Origin of the sequence: Paenibacillus allorhizosphaerae (assembly GCF_042659105.1) — a bacterium.
Lineage (GTDB): Bacteria > Bacillota > Bacilli > Paenibacillales > NBRC-103111 > Paenibacillus_G > Paenibacillus_G allorhizosphaerae.
The window spans coordinates 1-16675 of sequence record NZ_JBHSRV010000005.1 but is presented as its reverse complement, the minus strand read 5'-3'; the positions used below and the strand labels follow the sequence as shown (position 1 = coordinate 16675).

Below are 16675 nucleotides of genomic sequence, written 5' to 3'. Positions count from 1 at the left end.
GAGAATGCCGTCATATAATGACCGGCTTCCAACAAAAACAATGTTTAATGATATAAAATTCTTAAATTTAGGACATATTCACAACCCTTATGGTCACTCGGTATTTATATATTGTTACACAATATATTTGTGCTTTTATGGAGCATAAAAAAATAAGTCCTCTTACCGGTGTCGCCATTTCACTAAGGTATTGACGCTGATGTTGTGCCTTTGGGCGATTACCACTTTTTTAGACAAAGAAAGCTCCCCTTCGAGTAGCGGTTTAATTATTGAACCTGTCTACTTAAAGGGGAGCATATCAGACCTAGAAGCGTTCTCTTATTTCAAGATTAATTCTTTAGCGCATGCAATGAGCAGCTTGGCATCCGCAGCGCTGATCGACTTGCCGGTTTGCGCTTCAACCCCATGGGTATAAGCTTGAAGCTGATGAATTGCCGCTTGTTTATTCTCTTTCTCCCGGCTCATCTGTGCGGCTCTCAGCTTAACTTGAAGAGAATTGGCGATGCCTCTCTCCGTTACCAGCTTTTCCGTCAAGCCGCCCAGCGACTCATAATCTGCCTCAATACGTATGGTCACTTGTCCTTGTCCGACATTACCCGCCAAGTCAACGGCCGTCGCTGCAAAGGTATGATCACCCAAGCCAAGCTCATAGGCTGGGGCTGAAACCGGAAGACAAGTCGAGCTCGCCAGTCCGGACAAGCTGTCAACCGCTTGACAGACCACATTTACTTGCTGGTTGATTAAATACTTGCCGTAAACGGCTCCCGTAACCGAGTAGTTAATTTGTGGCACAGTCTTATCGATACGGATGAAAGGTACAACGACTGTGCCTTGATTCCCGACTAAGTCATATACGGACCCTGTGACGGACAATCCGTTTCCTTCTTCGGAAATCGTGGTAGGATCCGGACACTTCTCGATTCCGGAAATGGCATCTTCACAAGTGAATCGGAATGTCACGGAGTCGTTGTACCACCCTCGACTATTTGCCGGACGATCAGGGATGGATGCAATGGTTGGAGCTGTTTTATCAATAGCAATGCTCATGGACCTTACCGGCTCTTGATTGCCGAGCTCATCGACAGAATAGTAGTGAAACGAAGTTACGCCCTCCGTCGTTACAGCAATAGGCTGGCTATATAAAGTCCATGAAGCTCCTCCATCCAGGCTGTAGTACGTGCCAGACGTCCCGGAAGCAACCCCGCTGCTTGATAGCGTTATAGTGACATCGGAGTTGTACCATCCGTTATCGCCTTTCTGTCCGTTTGCTTCAGCTTCTGTATGCGGCGGTCTGGTGTCGCTTATATCAAAGGCCGTTACAGCATTGTAAGAGGCTGAGACTCCATCGGTATAAAGTCCCGTTTTGGCTTTTTCATGAAGGAAGGGATCCTCCACGTTGAACACCAGTTTGTGGTTTATCCATACATAGATTCGGCCATCCTTACGAACGGTCTTGTAAAAATTTTGAGAGCTAATGTCCTCGTGGATCGCGAAGGAAAATGGACGATTGATCTGAGCAGGAACCCGCATGCGGAGTTGATCTGTCTTTACGCTTGTCGTGAAGCTTGCATCGTGATAAACGCCCCTACCGTTAAAAGTGTACTGGAAGGGAATGGCGTTCCACGACTGCTTACCTGCGTCCCATCGATCAAAGCCAAAGTTTGGCGATGCCTGGTTGGGCAGCAGAAATGATTTATTCAAGTACTTAAATTCGCCGTACGTCCAAAGCACCCTCGCCTGCGATACTTCGGCAGGTCCTCTCAATCGGTAAATATACTCGGTCTGCCCATTAGGCTCGGGGTTGACATGACCGTAAATTGTATCTCTGGAAGTTGAGACGGACTGCAGCAACTCCCTTTTTCCATTTTCCACCTTAACGATTTCGAATTGCTTGTTCTCATAATTCGTATACGCCATCATATAATTTTGCGGATCGACATAGGCAAGTATAATGCCTGCTTTACCGGTGTCAGGAAGCGAACCCGTATGGATGTTTACGGAAAATTCGTGTTCTCGGGTGGGGTCTCCTTTCACCGTTATTGCTTCCCCTATGGACGGAGAGGTAAGGCCTCTCTTATCTTTTTGCCACTTATCGGACCAGCCTTCGAATAAGGTGCCGTATTCGTTCCATCCCGATGTAACTGTAACATTGTCCATACTGCAAGCAGCACCTTCGCATGCATAGCCTAGCTGACCTGGCGATGCAATTGAAGGCAGCTCAAGTACCGGCTGATCATTGTTCAGCTTGTAATGATCAAGCTCTGCGAAAAGCTTGGAACCGTTCTTATACACGATCAGGGTGTGATACTGCTCCTCATATCCGGCCGCCCGGGGATCCTCATGCCGAAACCGAAAGGTAGACGGCAATACAGCCTCTTGAATCGACTCTTGTCCATTTAGCTTATATACCATGCGGTATTTTCTTTGTTCGCGGTCAATCAGCAGCTTCACCTGGTTATTCTCATCGCGGTACCATACCACCGCTCCGGCTTGACCCCGTTCACCGCTATCGAACCGAATATTGATCTCCATGAAATAGTTTTCCAGCTCTTTACCGCTTAACAACAGCTGTTTGGGGCCGTTCGTCCCGTCCATCGCCAGCCTGCCGTCCTTCATGCTCACACCTTCCGTAGGGACAGTATAGTTCGCTAGACTCGACGTCGAAGCTTCAAATCGGTCCTGGAATGAAGGTGTCCACGCATCGAACTTCATTTCCTCCGACTTCCCGGAAGACGGCCCATCGACGACCATTTCATCTCCCCAAAACTCAACCCTGTCTTTTCCTTGGCCATTCACGCCGTCCCAGAAAGCCTTGTACATGATCCAAGTCTCGAAGCCATTGGGACCTTTCACAATATTAGGCTGTGATGGCCCAACAATATCGGGCTCTATGGCTAAGCCATTCGTATCGTATAAACCGAAGTCCAAATGGTAGTTGTCGAGCTCAACCGGGCCCTGATGGCTGACTTTTGCCGCAATTACATTTTGTCCTGGCTTGAGCAATCCGGCCGGCACCTCCACCATTTTGTAGGCTGGCTGCGCCCCATTCTGCTTGACAACCTCCTGTCCATTAATGTATATGCTGCCATATCCCTCCAGACGATGCCGAAGCACTGCTTTGCCGGGAACCTCGTTTAATGTAAACGTACGTCGCGCCCATAAGGTATCGGGACTGGTCGGCGAGCCCCAAACCGTGTATATACTTGGCACCTTTGCAGGCGGCACAATATACTGAGGCCATCCAAATCCTCCATCCCCGCTGTTCCATCCGGTTGCCGGGTAACTTATACTCTCCCAGCCTTGGTCAGGGTCCGTATACGTGAACTTGTAAGTCTGCGCACCATGCTCTGAGGTAGGCAGGATCACCTTGTAATTGAGCAACAAGCTTTCAATGTTGCGTGCGAGCAGTTTGCCCGGATATTTCTTGCTATTGTCGAAGCCGTCGTACGTTGAAGCCTGGGCCACGCCTGTTTCGTACAGACCTGTCCTCGGATCCATTTGGTTGGATGCGTAAAGCATATAATACTGCCCATTGTGGTAGGCAAGCTCAGGGCCTTCGAAATTAAGGTGGTTCAAGTTGCCCCAATGACCTGGCTGTGAATACATCATCTCCTTCGCCTTTCCCCTGGAGGGATTGCCAAGCTCATCGAAGAAAGAGTTTACTTTCCATAGCCAGGCACCGGCGCGTCCTCGCATAGGCATCCCGGTATTCGGATCGTTCTCGTCGGGATTCACCTTACGAAGATAAACCAAATCTCCATTGGCCGAAATAAAAAATTGAGGGTCAATGCCGCTGTCATATGGCTGATTCCAGAAGCTGTGCTCAAACATTGGCGCAGCGGTGGACATGGTTGAAGGATTGCCGTGCAGCAGATTCGTACTGTTAAAGCCGTAAAACATGACTCCGTTGTGGTAGAAAAAGTCCGATGCTCCATATCTCGCCAATGTCGGATCGTTTGGCGCGTACGGCGGAAGCGTTGCCGGGTCGGTTGAAATAAACCGTATCGGCCCCTCCCAATGAATCAAATCCGGAGACCTGTAGAAATTCCCGGCTGTCCCAGTACCGGCTACATAGTAGTATCCGTTGTATTTCTCGATGGTAGCGTCGTAAAGCGGCATTTTCTTGCCTTGATCCTTGCCTGAACTGACTTTGAAATAGTTGTCCAGCCGTGGAGCCGCTTCCGCAAACGCTGGCGCAATCCGAAGTGGAAAAGTCGCACCAAACATAACAATAATGGCCAGTACGCTTGCCACCAATCGACGAAGCGGCGATAAAGTTAGCATATCCTTCACCCTTTCCTTACTTAGAATATTTTAATCATGCACGAAAATCGTTGAAACGCTTACATTATACGAGACATCTGATTTCTCTAGGAATAAGCATTTGTACTGTGAATGTGAGGATATCGGACATTTCTTTATTTATTTTTAGATGTTGTTGAACTAAACTTCCTGTTAGCGCAACGGCGGCAGCCGAACATTTGGCCGGCTGCCATCATGTCATGATTGAGCTATCGTTCTCCCCTTAGTTCAACCGGTTTATTAATTTCGCTTTAAGTTCATTACAATGGAATATCCTTCTGAGGCTCTTCCAAAACGGGAGCCAAACCCGCAGCCACTACCACCAACACTTCTCGAACCATCGCATCGGCCGAGCGATTTTGAGGGTTTCGACTCCAGTGAATGGCTGTCCCCAGTATGCCCCAACTTATGACGAGGGCCGTGGGTTCCACTACTTTTTTTGAAACAGGCGTTCTCGCTTCTACGCTCAACCATGTAAACAAAAGTTGATAAAGTTCTTTATGAATTGCGCTTTCAAACAACGGTTCATACCGACTGTTCTCTGGAGTCCGAATCATATATTGTCTGGTACGGGCAAGAAAATCAAATACGATTTGAATTAAGGTTCGCAAGCTACTCATATTCGATATTGAAGAGCTGGGTAATTCCAATTCCAATTTCCTTTGGAATTTTCCCCTCATCCAACACTCAAGAAAAGCATATTTATCTTCGAAGTGTGCGTAAAATGTGGCTCGATTAACCGTCGCGCGATCGGTAATGTCTTGCACGGAAATGGAGTAAATATTTTTCTTTTGCTCGAGAAGTTCCATAAAGGATTGTAGCAATAACTGTCGCGTGCGTTTAACACGGGGATCGTTTTGGTTTACCGGCATGCTCTACCTCGCTCCTCAACTTAGGAATATTCAGGATTCCGCAACAAACATGAACCAAAGAGAGATTTGCGGCTCAAAGACAACAAAAACGCGCTGATGTTGTCTATACAACGATCATGCCCCTCTGCTGATTGCTCGGATCGCTCAAACTGTTTATCATTCATAATACAGTATAAGTTTACACGAAATTGATGTTTAAACAACACTGTATTATTTCTGTGTCGGTCTCTCGAACCAGTCATTTAAGTCCGGCAAACCACAAGAAAGGATGATTGATTCTCATGATTGTTATCACCACTCCCACCGGCCAGATCGGCCGCCAGGTCCTCGACCTTGTCCTTGATAGCGCAGAGGCAATCCGCGTGATCGCGCGCGATCCCTCACGTCTTTCCCCTCGCGTGCACGAGCGCGTTGAGGTCGTGAAGGGGTCACATGACGATATCGATGTCGTCACCAAGGCATTCGCAGGCGCTGACTCCGTGTTTTGGCTAGTCCCCCCTTACCCCCAATCCAAGAGCATCCAGGGCCACATTCTGGGCTTCGTCCGGCCGGTGTGCGAAGCTATCAATAGTCAGGGCGTTAAGCGCGTGATCGGTGTTTCGAGCCTGGGCCGCGGGTTCGCCAAGAACGCCGGACAGATCTCAGCAATATTCGCCATGGACGATCTTATCGAGAGCACGGGTGTGTTTTACCGCTCGCTGTGCATGCCGGGGTTCATGGAGAATATGCTCTGGCAGGTCGAACCGATCAAACGCCAGGGGATGTTCTTCTATCCGATGTCCGGGGATCGCAAGGTTCCACACTGTGCTACCCACGATATCGCCGCCCTCGCCGCCAATCTGCTGCTCAATCACTCCTGGAGCGGACAAGACTGCATCCCGGTACGTGGACCCGAGGACCTGTCCTTCAACGACATGGCACAGATCATGTCCGAGGTGCTCGAGAGGCCGATTCGTTTCCAGCAGGTCCCCGGCGAAGTCTACAAGGCTACGTTAATACAGCATGGGATGACCGAAGCATGGGCGCAGGGGCTGATCAACATGGCGGCCGCGGTCGACCGGGGCATCTACAACGTCGATCCGCGTACCCCCGAGTCCACCACCCCCACCAGCTTCCGCCAATGGTGCGAAGAAGTGCTCAAGCCAGCCGTTCTAGCGTAAGCGCCACCGATGGAGCAGGCATTCGTTCTCAATGGGTGCGGAACGGCTTTTCGGATACGGGAATGCAACGATCCGATTGGAACCTCTCGCATTCTTCTTTGCAACACTGCTCTTTATACGATGTCTGTAATGTTAAATAAAAGAAATTAAAGCGGACCCCCAAAATATCTAGGAGGCCAGCTTTATATATTATGGAACTATTCTCCCTTTGCTTTTCATAATTATTCCGTGTAATTTTTTTATTAAATAACGTCTACCCTGCGGCAGCCGTATTAGTGTTGAACTATCGTATCCCGTTTGCTTAATAAAGGTCGCCAGAGTCCTTGTCTCTCAGTTGCTGGTTGTCTATCATCCGAGCATTATGTATTTTTATATTCTCCCTCTCCCGGTCAATTGACCATCATCATCGTGCTCCTTTATATTTTTTGGAGAAAACAGTTTACTATATCTTATGACGGCGGTACCATATCTTAAGTCCCGCCGTATTCCTTTTTTTCTGTAATGGATGTTGAATCAATTTGCGCGACTTATTAAACAGGGTCATTGCGGAATGACATCGCATAACAAAAAAGAAAACTAGATCGCTCTTTGCTTTAATCTGCACTATAGCGCAATGACGGCTGCCCCGCGGCAGCCGTTATGGTATTGAACTATCGTACTTCTTTAGCGTGATAATGAGGCAAGCCGAAATTTTGGGCAACAGCGGTCAAACTCCTCTGTATTGACATTTAATTACACGTAATCTATAGTAAATTGAAAGCAAGTACTTACATTAAGGGGCAAGCTCATGACTGCTAATCCAACTACTAGCGAAAAAATATTGCTTGCAACTATCGACCTCATGGCAGAAAAAGGATACGACGGCACAACGACCAAAGAAATCGCGTTAGCTGCCGGTGTGAACGAAGTCACTTTATTTCGGCGTTTTCGAACGAAAGAAAAACTGCTTGAGGCCGCCTTCAGCCGGTTCCATTATGGCGATGAGATGACTAGGCTTTTTAACGAGGGTCTCAAAGGACATCTGCATGAGGATCTGCTCACAGTGAGTCGAACGTATCATAACATTATGAACCGAAACAGAAAACTAATTTCAGTTGCGCTTAAAGGGAGCAGTACTCTACCTGACTCTGTTCTACAAGAGGCTTCGCGCAACCCGAAGCACTTGAAAAGTTTGCTCGTGAATTATCTAACTACAATGTCATCAGAAGGCAAAGTGGTGTCCTCAAATCCTGAAATCCAAGCATTATCGTTTATGTGGATGAATTACGGGGCTTTCATCAGTACATTAAATGCCAAAGAAGCGGTTTCGGAAGGTACGCTGGACGAATTTATTGAAGAAAGCGTAAGTATATTTACTAAGGCACTCAGCCCTTAGTTATTGGTTTTTCTAGAACAGCTCCGAAGGGGGCTTTTCTTATAATATTAATGAAAGTATGTGCTTGCTTTCATTAACGCGAGCATTTACATATAACAATCTATCAAATGAAAGGTGAGATTCTGAATGGTTAAACCGTCTTTTCCCTACGAAAAAAAGCGCAAACGAGTGCTTGGTTTAGAGATGGCCTACGTAGACGAAGGAAGTGGCGATCCGATTGTCTTCCTACACGGCAACCCTACTTCCTCTTATCTCTGGCGTAAAATTCTTCCTTATGCTCAAGATTTCGGTCGTTGCATTGCTCCTGACCTCATAGGTATGGGTGATTCCGAGAAAATTCCTCACAGTGGCCCCGACTCTTACACCTTTGTAGAGAATCGTCGCTATCTCGATGCCCTTTTGGATCAACTTGATGTTCGCAAGCGGGTTACTTTTGTGGTACACGATTGGGGGTCGGCCCTTGGATTTGATTGGGCGTACCGCCATCCGGGGGCCGTTAAAGGAATCACCTACATGGAGGGAATCATAAAACCTCGTAGTTGGAGCGAGATTCCGGAACGGGGACGGAAAATTTTTCAGGCATTACGATCCGAGGAAGGTGAACAAATGGTGTTAGAACACAACTCTTTCATCGAGACTAACCTTCCAATCGGTATTCTGCGTAAGTTGACGGAGGAAGAGATAACTGAGTATCGTCGGCCATTTTCGCTGCCTGGCGAAGGACGCCGTCCCACGTTAACCTGGCCACGACAACTTCCGTTTGATGGAGACCCGGCTGATGTGACGCACATTGTTACCACATACGGGGAGTGGTTGGCACAGAGCTCGGTCCCGAAACTCTTCATCAACTGTGATCCGGGCACTATGCCGACATCTCATGTAGAGTTCTGCCGTACCTGGCCAATACAAACGGAGATCACCGTACGTGGACTTCATTATCCCCAGGAAGATTCGCCTCATGAAATTGGCAAGGCACTTGCTGCCTGGTTAAAGGATTTAACATAGTCGTTAAGGACCTTATAGGGATGGGTTAAAATTGGAATGGCAGATTGCTTCTAATGACATTCGATTGCTCTAGCTGACTGCCATCAAAACAGGGAACGGTGCTATCGGTGGTCTGCTCCCTGTTTTATTATGGGCTATATGTTTTTGCCATCTGACAAGAGCGGTCTGGGGCTAATTCGATTATAATTCGAACTATCCGGCAGACCTGCGCGATGTGCAAATAAAATTGGGCGCGGAAGCCGCGCCCTCTGATAATGTTAAACACCGTTGGTCTGGCCATGGTTGACGTCGCCTTTTTCCATAAGTGAATATATGAAAAGGATAACACGTATCGGCAAAAATCCAAAGTCTGGCAGGCTTCGGCGGATTGAGTTCCGGCCCCGTTCGCATTTATAATAGAAGCTGATAAATAGACTAGGAAGAAAAGGTGTCATTGATGAGCATATTAAATGTAGAACGGTTAAGTCACGGGTTTGGGGACCGGGCAATTTTTAACGATGTGTCCTTTCGGCTGCTCAAGGGGGAGCATATCGGGCTGATCGGCGCGAACGGTGAAGGCAAGTCCACCTTCATGAATATTATTACGGGCAAGCTGCAGCCGGATGAAGGCAAGATCGAATGGTCCAAGCGGATGCGCGTCGGCTACCTTGATCAGCATGCCGTGCTGAATAAGGGGATGACGATCCGCGACGTGCTGAAGGGCGCGTTTCAGTACCTGTTCGATATGGAGCAGGAGATGAACGACATGTACGCCAAGATGGGCGAGGTGTCACCTGAGGAGCTGGAGCAGCTGCTCGAGGACGTCGGCACGATTCAGGATACGCTGACGAATCAGGATTTCTATATGATCGACGCCAAAATCGAAGAAACCGCACGCGGTTTAGGCTTGACCGACATAGGCCTGGATAAGGATGTTAACGACCTGAGCGGCGGACAGCGGACGAAGGTGCTGTTGGCCAAGCTATTACTCGAGAAGCCGGACATTTTGCTGCTGGACGAGCCGACCAACTACCTCGACGAGCAGCATATCGACTGGCTGAAGCGTTACCTGCAGGAATACGAAAATGCGTTTATTCTGATCTCTCACGATATTCCGTTCCTGAACAGCGTCATCAACCTCATCTACCACATGGAAAATCAGGAGCTGGCCCGCTACGTCGGCGACTACGACCATTTCCAGCAGGTCTATGAGATGAAAAAGCAGCAGCAGGAGTCCGCCTACAAGCGCCAGCAGCAGGAAATCGCCGACCTGAAGGATTTCGTGGCGCGCAATAAGGCGAGTGTGGCCACGCGGAATATGGCGATGTCGCGTCAGAAGAAGCTCGACAAGATGGAAGTGATCGAGCTGGCGAAGGATAAGCCGAAGCCACAGTTCAACTTCAAGGAAGCGCGGGCGTCGGGCAAACTGATTTTTGAAACCTCAGAGCTCGTGATCGGTTACGACAGCCCGCTGTCGCGGCCACTCAACCTGCGCATGGAGCGCGGGCAGAAGCTGGCGCTCGTCGGCGCGAACGGCATCGGGAAAACGACGCTGCTGCGCAGCATCCTCGGCGAGATCCCGGCGCTGTCGGGTTCGGTCCAGCGCGGCGAATATTTGCACATCGGCTATTTCGAGCAGGAAGTGAAGGGAGCGAACTACAATACGTGTATTGAGGAAGTGTGGGAGGAGTTCCCTTCGTTCACTCAGTTCGAAGTGCGCGCGGCACTCGCGAAATGCGGACTGACGACGAAGCACATTGAGAGCAAGGTCGCGGTGCTGAGCGGCGGCGAGAAGGCGAAGGTGCGGCTGTGCAAGCTGATCAACCGCGAAACGAACCTGCTCGTGCTCGACGAGCCGACGAACCACCTGGACGTGGACGCGAAGGATGAGCTGAAGCGCGCGCTGAAGGCGTACAAGGGCAGCATTCTGCTGATCTCACACGAACCGGAATTTTACCGGGACGTCGTGACGGATACGTGGAATTGCGAATCGTGGACGACGAAGGTGTTTTAGGAAATGGGAACGAGGTGGGGTGTCGGCGTGATGGCCGGCACTATAATCATTTTTTCCCTTTTCATTAAGAATTTGCTGCAATTTTTCAATCCTTGACTCTCAGGTTGTTTCGGTTCAGAAAAATAAAGAATGTATGTGTTCGATGAAAATAAAGAATTAGACTGGAATCGTTGATTTGACGCGGGTCGTTCCGGGAAATGGCGTGGAAAAATGGTGCTCAGTAGGCGCCGCCGCCCTAAACTGCCCCGTAACAGCGGCAGCCGAACATTTAGGCCGGCCGTCATCGTATCATGATTGAGCTATCGTTCTCCGTTAGTTGAACAAAGGCTGCCTTTTTTCGGCAGCCTGTTATCCTGTTTTAGTAATGTGACACATTAAAACGGTTGCCATCGATGTCGTAGAAATGGAAAAGACTCTTCCATTTTCCAAATGTCCCCGAAATGATACTATTCCCAACGGTGTCGCTTAAACGGTATGCTATCATAATTCTTCAAATAACCATTTTAATTCTGTGTCCCCGACGCATCGGCGCATGGCTTTCATTATTATATGTATTTTTAATATTGAAAACTAATTGCCGGGTAGTTGGATGCCGCGCCAGCCGCTTACATCGCATTGGCCATATTCATTATCACCCACAGCAACCACCGTGCCGTCCGATTTAAGACCGACGGTATGAGCGCAACCCGCCGCAACCGCCACCATATCACGCCAGCCACTTATATTGCATTGGCCATACTCATTCCAACCCGCAGCCACCACAGTACCGTCCGATTTAAGGCCGATGGTATGATTACTACCCGCTGCTATCGCCACAATACCGCGCCAGCCGCTTACATTGCATTGGCCTTCATTATTTCGACCCACAGCCACCACCGTGCCGCCCGATTTAAGGCCGACGGTATGAAGGTAACCCGCCGCTGTCGCCACTATGTCGCGCCAGCCGCTTACATTGCATTGGCCATACCGATTATTACCCACAATCGTCACCGTGCCGTCCGATTTAAGCCCGACGGTATGCCAGTCACCCGCCGCTACCGCCACCATATCACGCCAGCCGCTTACATTGCATTGGCCTTCATTATTTCGACCCACAGCCACCACCGTGCCGTCCGATTTAAGCCCAACGGTACGACGCCAACCCGCCGCTACCGCTACAATATCGCGCCAGTCGTTTACATCGCATTGGTCATGCTTATTCCAACCCACAGCCGCCACCGTTCCGTCAGATGTAAGACTGATTGTATGAGCATTACCCGTGTTCGTCGCCATATGAACATTACCAGCCGCAACCGCCACAATATCACGCCAGCCGCTTACATCACATTGGCCATATTTATTATCACCCACAGCCGTCACCGTTCCGTCCGATGTAAGACCAACGGTATGACGACGACCCGCCGCTATGGTATCTTTAGGCCACCGTTTCACCTTTAACGCCGCCTGTCCGAGCCCATCACCTTCAATGTTCACTTGTTTATCACCTTCTATTTTTGATTACATATTCCACTATTCTGCCCGTTACCGGGGAAAAGGCCACTCGATCGTCCGCGGCGGCCACTTGGCGTAGGTATTGAGCTATCATTTACCGGTTAGCGTAACTTGACGAAGGCTGTATGGACTTGTTGAAATCATTTGGGACTGCAGGTTCCATTTACATACACGTTATGTCCGAAGTACGGCTCGCCATTGTCTAGGACATAAAGATCAGTGTTGGATACCATGTAGAACGATAATTCATACTTTCCATCCCTGAAAATCATTTCCTCAGATGAAGGAGTAGCTTTTCCCGACTCAATGGTGCCGATATTGACTCCCCCTTGCATCAAAGCTTCTTTATTCATTGCATAAAAAGCATCGAGACTGAATAAGAGGCCATCACCAGAAGCTTTTTTGATAGTCAACGTAGAGCCGCTAAGCTCACTAGAGCCATCCAACTTATAAGTTCCAAGATGCAAATGTTGCCATGCGTTAGGTATGCTGTCTTCAGATCAGTTTTCAGGCCGATCATTACATCTTGGACCGTAAGGATTCGGTATGGAACTCCGGATCGTGCCCTGTCTTCAATAGAGTGATCCTCTATAAACCCGGATTCTGTCTGCTTGAAAATTATTAATTGTGAAACAGGGATTGCACCCATATAGCCGAATCCTGTTGTATAGTCGGCGATCACGATAATGTCCTTCTTTCCGTCACCACTTACATCCCAGAACGACACAGCAGAGACGTAATATAAGGACTCTGGTGATTCATATTCATACTTTAACTCCGTCACCGAATCCCCTTTTTTAAAGTAAAAATGTGGCCGTTTCTTACCATTTACTTTTTCTTCGGTAGATATAAACTCAGACTCCCCAAAATTTTCGAAATTGACTTGGAACGACTGATCTTTCAGTATATCTCCAATGATGGATTCTGATTTTTTTGGAACAGACTGATTCGTTAGGGTGGGGTTGGCTGAAGAAACAGACGCATTTGATGTTGATTGTGCAGTGGTGGGCGTCGAGGATGAAGGCACTCCTTTGATAACAGGTGGTACCTCTGAATCGGCAGTTGTTTTGGTAGTCGGGGATCGCTCGGAAGGTGTACTATTGCCGTTGCAGCCCGACATTATAAGAAGAATAATACTGAAAAGAAATAGAAAGTATCTAGTCAACCTGAACGGCCCCCGGTTCTCAGAGATTATCTAAATTTTGGTTTCAAATAATGTTCAATAACGTTGGTCTATTTCCTTTCTATTGATTGCGGATAACTGCCCGTTCAATGAAACATTAAAGAAGGAGCTGTCATTGTGGCAGCTCCTCACTATCGTTCTCCGCTAGGACATTTTATGCGTTTATTCCAAGCCCGGCCGGTTCACCCTCCATCACCGCAACGGCCCGAACCGGGGACCCGTCACCACAGACGATGCGAAGAGGAAATCCGTAAAACATAAAGTCGGTTCCGCCGGGAAGACGATCCAAACCCTGCAGCCCCGTATACGTCACAATTCCGATACCCAACAACGCCCGCTCCAGTTCTTCTGACAGTTCGCCGCCGACGAATCGTGGCCGCAGCGCAGCGAGTCGGTCAAAGCTTTCTAGCCCGACGGATTCGGCGAAAAACAGACCCCGGCCTTCCGGCCAATTCGGGTCTTCGATCCGTACTACGCGCGATGCTCCGAAAAATTGCTCCAATGGCAGCTCATCCAATGTCGCGGCACCGGGGTGCATGTGTGAAGGCGCGTCCACGTGTGTTCCGGTATGGCTACCCATCGAAAGCTGCCGCAGCTCCCAGGTGTGACACTCGTATGTGTGCGCTACCTTGACTTTTACCTCCGGATCGCCGGGATAAACGGGCATGCCGTCCGCAATTGGCAAAGACAAATCGATCACTCTCACTCAGGCGCCTCCTTTCCTGCAAGCCCATTCTTTCATGATAGCTGAAGAATTTAAGCGGTGGTCATCAAGTGACTGACGCTGTCCCTTCTTCGATGGTAATTAGAGAGCCGTCCAGGCTGTTTTCTTGAGGCACAATAGTAGAAGTTCAACACCTTACATGCTTGCGTTTGAAGCCAAGTTTCCCTCTCTCTACAGTCTTTTGAATATTATCGGCAGCGTTTAGGAACTTACTTTTTCCCTTGTCACTTTTGACTTCTACCGGGCATACTGCCTTCGCGGCTGCGATCGCCTTGTCATGGAGTGGTAAATAGGAAGTCGCCACTGTGTATATGAAATTATTCAATGAATATTTCGTTCGCTCGGGAGCATCGTGAATCGTATTTTCCACTTGTTCAAGCATCTTGGTAAGTTTGCTTTCCGAAAATTCGCTATCCGGACGACTACCCAACAGCCAGCAATAACAACTCCAGCCTGCTGACATTCTCAAATCTTCGCCACTTACAATCCACTTATCGGCAACGTCTTGCGCAATATCCGCTTCCGACAAAGTGACCGCCACTACAAAATCGGACAGCATATAAAAATATGCCGAATCCATCCAACGGTCATAATCCGTCTCAGTCATTGAGTTCGGCTCAGCAATGATTCCGGCAAAATACATTGCGTCGTAGTTCCCCGTGGCATAAAGCTGGTCCGCCAAAGGTTGATTGAGCTTGGTCTTCTTGAAAATCGGCTTCATTTCCCCTGTCGCCACGCCAAAAAGCGGCTCCCGAGCGCCATTGGATAGGTACATTTTCTTGAGTCGTTCCTTACCGAGAGCCTCAAGTTCCTGCATAACCATTTCTAAATTCATCGTTTTACACTTCCTTCGTTTGGAGGTTTGCCGAAATTCCTTAAGCATATGATACCTAACTCCATTCAAGGGTACCACTGCCCAAACTGTTGTTTCATTTTTTCTATTAATTGAAAAGCTCCTTCTTCGTTATTATTGTTGTGCTATCGTTCCGCGTTAGTTCAATCTTCTTTACGAATAGGCACTTTTGTACCATCCTGTTTATAAATTACACCTTCTGGAATAACGCCTCTTGGGTTACTTAGAGGATATATCATCGAACCCCTGCCTATAATAGTGCCCGGGTTTATCACAGCATTGCATCCGATTTCAACTTCATCACCAACAATCGCACCGAACTTCCTCAACCCCGTAGTAATCGTTTCTTCTGAGGATAATTTAATTGACACTTCCGTTTTATTTGACTTCATATTTGAAAGTATAGAGCCTGCTCCAATATGTGATTTGTATCCCATGATGGAATCACCAACGTAGTTAAAGTGCGGCGCTTGTACTTTATCAAACAAAATTGCATTTTTCAATTCAGACGAGTTGCCCACAATGACATCACTACCAATAATCACGTTTTCCCTGATGTACGCACAATGTCTTAGATGTGCGTTTGCACCAACAATGCAAGGTCCTACGATATTTACCGTCTTATCGACTTTCGCAGTTAAATGGATCCATATTCCCTTTTCAATTTCTTTGTATTCGCTCCCTAAGACATGTACAACTTCATGAAATCGGTTCTTTAAATCGCGAATCACCACCCAGGGATAAGCAGTATTAAACAAATTCTTTGCTTGTGTATGTTCAATATTTAAATAATTTTCAAAGTGTAATTTCTTCATCTACATCACTCTCTACACCCGTTTTTTTACAATTCAATGCTATTCCTTACATAATACGCAAACCGACCAACAAAAAAGTGTAAATAACTACGTACTTATACCCGTTACCGGGACGAGGCCGCCGATCGATCAATCCTTCGGCAGCCTCGTCATGACGTATTATTTTGCGCTCGTATCCGATAGTTGAACAAGGCTACCCCGAATACATTTATCTCACAAATGTAATAAAGTCAATATTAACTGGTTCAATACCAACTGCTCGAAGTCGTGAGTTAATCTGTCCTCGATGATACTGACCATGCAATGCTACATGAGTTAAAATATCCCATACCGAATACTTAAACTCTCTTCCTTTACTATTTGTGTAGGATATTATTTTATCTAGGTCAGTATTTGCTAAATTAGTAAAAAAAGCTGTGAAGCACTCTTCATTTTGTTTAACAAGTTCTGCACAGATCTCTATCTCGGCCTCCGACCATATGGGAAGTTGTGAACTGTCCCTTCCACATAATCTAGTTATCCATATTTTTTCAGCATTAAGGATATGGGAAAATAAACGCCATACCTCATGGTTGTCATCTTCAATACTTTGCAGTGTTTCAAAAATACGTTGATTAGCCCAATTTAAATGCTCATACATCTTTTGGATAGTTTTCAATGCGAATCACCACTCTACCAATATTAAAAAATTACTTGTGTTCTTTTTCTATAACAAAGCGTTTTATCCCTTCTTCCATTCTTCTGCCCATTAACATTAATGAGGCCGCCCGGTCGATGAACTGCACCCCGTCAAGTAGACAGTAGAAATAAAAAAACTTATGCGGCCTTGGTTCGAAATTCCATCGGACTGAGGCCGTTTAATTTTGCTTGTAATCTTTCATGATTGTAAAAATAAATATAGG

The 16675-nt window shown here is 47.6% G+C and carries 14 protein-coding genes; 4 read left to right on the top strand and 10 right to left on the bottom strand.

Annotation, left to right across the window (positions count from 1 at the left end; all coding sequences use genetic code 11):
• Window positions 1-318: 318 nt before the first annotated feature.
• Both ACFQI7_RS19145 and ACFQI7_RS19140 read right to left on the bottom strand, forming a co-directional pair.
• A complete protein-coding gene (locus ACFQI7_RS19145) occupies window positions 319-4284 on the bottom strand; it encodes an OmpL47-type beta-barrel domain-containing protein (protein WP_218101317.1) in 3966 nt (1321 codons plus the stop codon).
• A gap of 278 nt (window positions 4285-4562) precedes the next feature.
• Window positions 4563-5174, bottom strand: coding sequence for a TetR/AcrR family transcriptional regulator (locus ACFQI7_RS19140; RefSeq protein WP_218101316.1), 612 nt, complete (start codon window positions 5172-5174; stop codon window positions 4563-4565).
• A 281-nt stretch (window positions 5175-5455) separates the two neighbouring features.
• On the opposite strand from ACFQI7_RS19140, the gene ACFQI7_RS19135 reads away from it, so the two are divergent.
• The 4 genes from ACFQI7_RS19135 (at window position 5456) to ACFQI7_RS19120 (ending at window position 10707) form a co-directional block, all read left to right on the top strand.
• A complete protein-coding gene (locus tag ACFQI7_RS19135; RefSeq protein WP_218101315.1) occupies window positions 5456-6334 on the top strand; it encodes an NmrA family NAD(P)-binding protein in 879 nt (292 codons plus the stop codon).
• Window positions 6335-7121: 787 nt separating this feature from the next.
• Window positions 7122-7709 (top strand): TetR/AcrR family transcriptional regulator, encoded by a 588-nt coding sequence (locus ACFQI7_RS19130; RefSeq protein WP_218101314.1) that lies wholly within the window; start codon window positions 7122-7124, stop codon window positions 7707-7709.
• Between the two features lie 126 nt (window positions 7710-7835).
• A complete protein-coding gene (locus tag ACFQI7_RS19125) occupies window positions 7836-8714 on the top strand; it encodes a haloalkane dehalogenase (protein ID WP_218101313.1) in 879 nt (292 codons plus the stop codon).
• A gap of 436 nt (window positions 8715-9150) precedes the next feature.
• Window positions 9151-10707: an ABC-F family ATP-binding cassette domain-containing protein gene (locus tag ACFQI7_RS19120; protein ID WP_218101312.1), complete on the top strand. Its 1557-nt coding sequence runs from the start codon at window positions 9151-9153 to the stop codon at window positions 10705-10707.
• 570 nt (window positions 10708-11277) lie between these two features.
• Here ACFQI7_RS19120 and ACFQI7_RS19115 read toward each other — a convergent pair.
• The 8 genes from ACFQI7_RS19115 to ACFQI7_RS19080 form a co-directional block, all read right to left on the bottom strand.
• Entirely contained in the window at window positions 11278-12174 is an 897-nt protein-coding gene (locus ACFQI7_RS19115; protein ID WP_218101427.1) for an RCC1 domain-containing protein, read from the bottom strand.
• Between the two features lie 164 nt (window positions 12175-12338).
• Window positions 12339-12611 (bottom strand): hypothetical protein, encoded by a 273-nt coding sequence (locus ACFQI7_RS19110; protein ID WP_218101311.1) that lies wholly within the window; start codon window positions 12609-12611, stop codon window positions 12339-12341.
• Window positions 12608-13363 carry a hypothetical protein gene (locus ACFQI7_RS19105; RefSeq protein WP_218101310.1) on the bottom strand — a complete coding sequence of 252 codons (756 nt, stop codon included), beginning with the start codon at window positions 13361-13363 and terminating at the stop codon, window positions 12608-12610. The genes ACFQI7_RS19110 and ACFQI7_RS19105 overlap by 4 nt, the downstream gene beginning before the upstream one ends.
• 172 nt (window positions 13364-13535) lie before the next feature.
• Window positions 13536-14087, bottom strand: a complete 552-nt coding sequence (locus ACFQI7_RS19100) for a cyclase family protein (RefSeq protein ID WP_218101309.1) — start codon at window positions 14085-14087, stop codon at window positions 13536-13538.
• A gap of 145 nt (window positions 14088-14232) precedes the next feature.
• Window positions 14233-14940, bottom strand: coding sequence for a DNA alkylation repair protein (locus tag ACFQI7_RS19095; protein WP_218101308.1), 708 nt, complete (start codon window positions 14938-14940; stop codon window positions 14233-14235).
• 161 nt (window positions 14941-15101) lie between these two features.
• Window positions 15102-15773 carry an LbetaH domain-containing protein gene (locus ACFQI7_RS19090; RefSeq protein ID WP_218101307.1) on the bottom strand — a complete coding sequence of 224 codons (672 nt, stop codon included), beginning with the start codon at window positions 15771-15773 and terminating at the stop codon, window positions 15102-15104.
• Between the two features lie 208 nt (window positions 15774-15981).
• On the bottom strand, window positions 15982-16431 hold the full coding sequence (locus ACFQI7_RS19085; protein ID WP_218101306.1) for a DinB family protein: 450 nt from the start codon (window positions 16429-16431) through the stop codon (window positions 15982-15984).
• A gap of 158 nt (window positions 16432-16589) precedes the next feature.
• Window positions 16590-16670 carry an IS3 family transposase gene (locus ACFQI7_RS19080; protein WP_377517545.1) on the bottom strand — a complete coding sequence of 27 codons (81 nt, stop codon included), beginning with the start codon at window positions 16668-16670 and terminating at the stop codon, window positions 16590-16592.
• Between the last annotated feature and the right edge of the window lie 5 nt (window positions 16671-16675).

Excerpts from the sequence above, each read along its gene's own strand:
- ACFQI7_RS19145 (WP_218101317.1), bottom strand. The coding sequence starts at position 4,284 with ATGCTAACTTTATCGCCGCTTCGTCGATTGGTGGCAAGCGTACTGGCC.
- ACFQI7_RS19120 (WP_218101312.1), top strand. The coding sequence starts at position 9,151 with ATGAGCATATTAAATGTAGAACGGTTAAGTCACGGGTTTGGGGACCGG.
- ACFQI7_RS19125 (WP_218101313.1), top strand. The coding sequence starts at position 7,836 with ATGGTTAAACCGTCTTTTCCCTACGAAAAAAAGCGCAAACGAGTGCTT.
- ACFQI7_RS19090 (WP_218101307.1), bottom strand. The coding sequence starts at position 15,773 with ATGAAGAAATTACACTTTGAAAATTATTTAAATATTGAACATACACAA.
- ACFQI7_RS19135 (WP_218101315.1), top strand. The coding sequence starts at position 5,456 with ATGATTGTTATCACCACTCCCACCGGCCAGATCGGCCGCCAGGTCCTC.
- ACFQI7_RS19140 (WP_218101316.1), bottom strand. The coding sequence starts at position 5,174 with ATGCCGGTAAACCAAAACGATCCCCGTGTTAAACGCACGCGACAGTTA.
- ACFQI7_RS19130 (WP_218101314.1), top strand. The coding sequence starts at position 7,122 with ATGACTGCTAATCCAACTACTAGCGAAAAAATATTGCTTGCAACTATC.
- ACFQI7_RS19095 (WP_218101308.1), bottom strand. The coding sequence starts at position 14,940 with ATGAATTTAGAAATGGTTATGCAGGAACTTGAGGCTCTCGGTAAGGAA.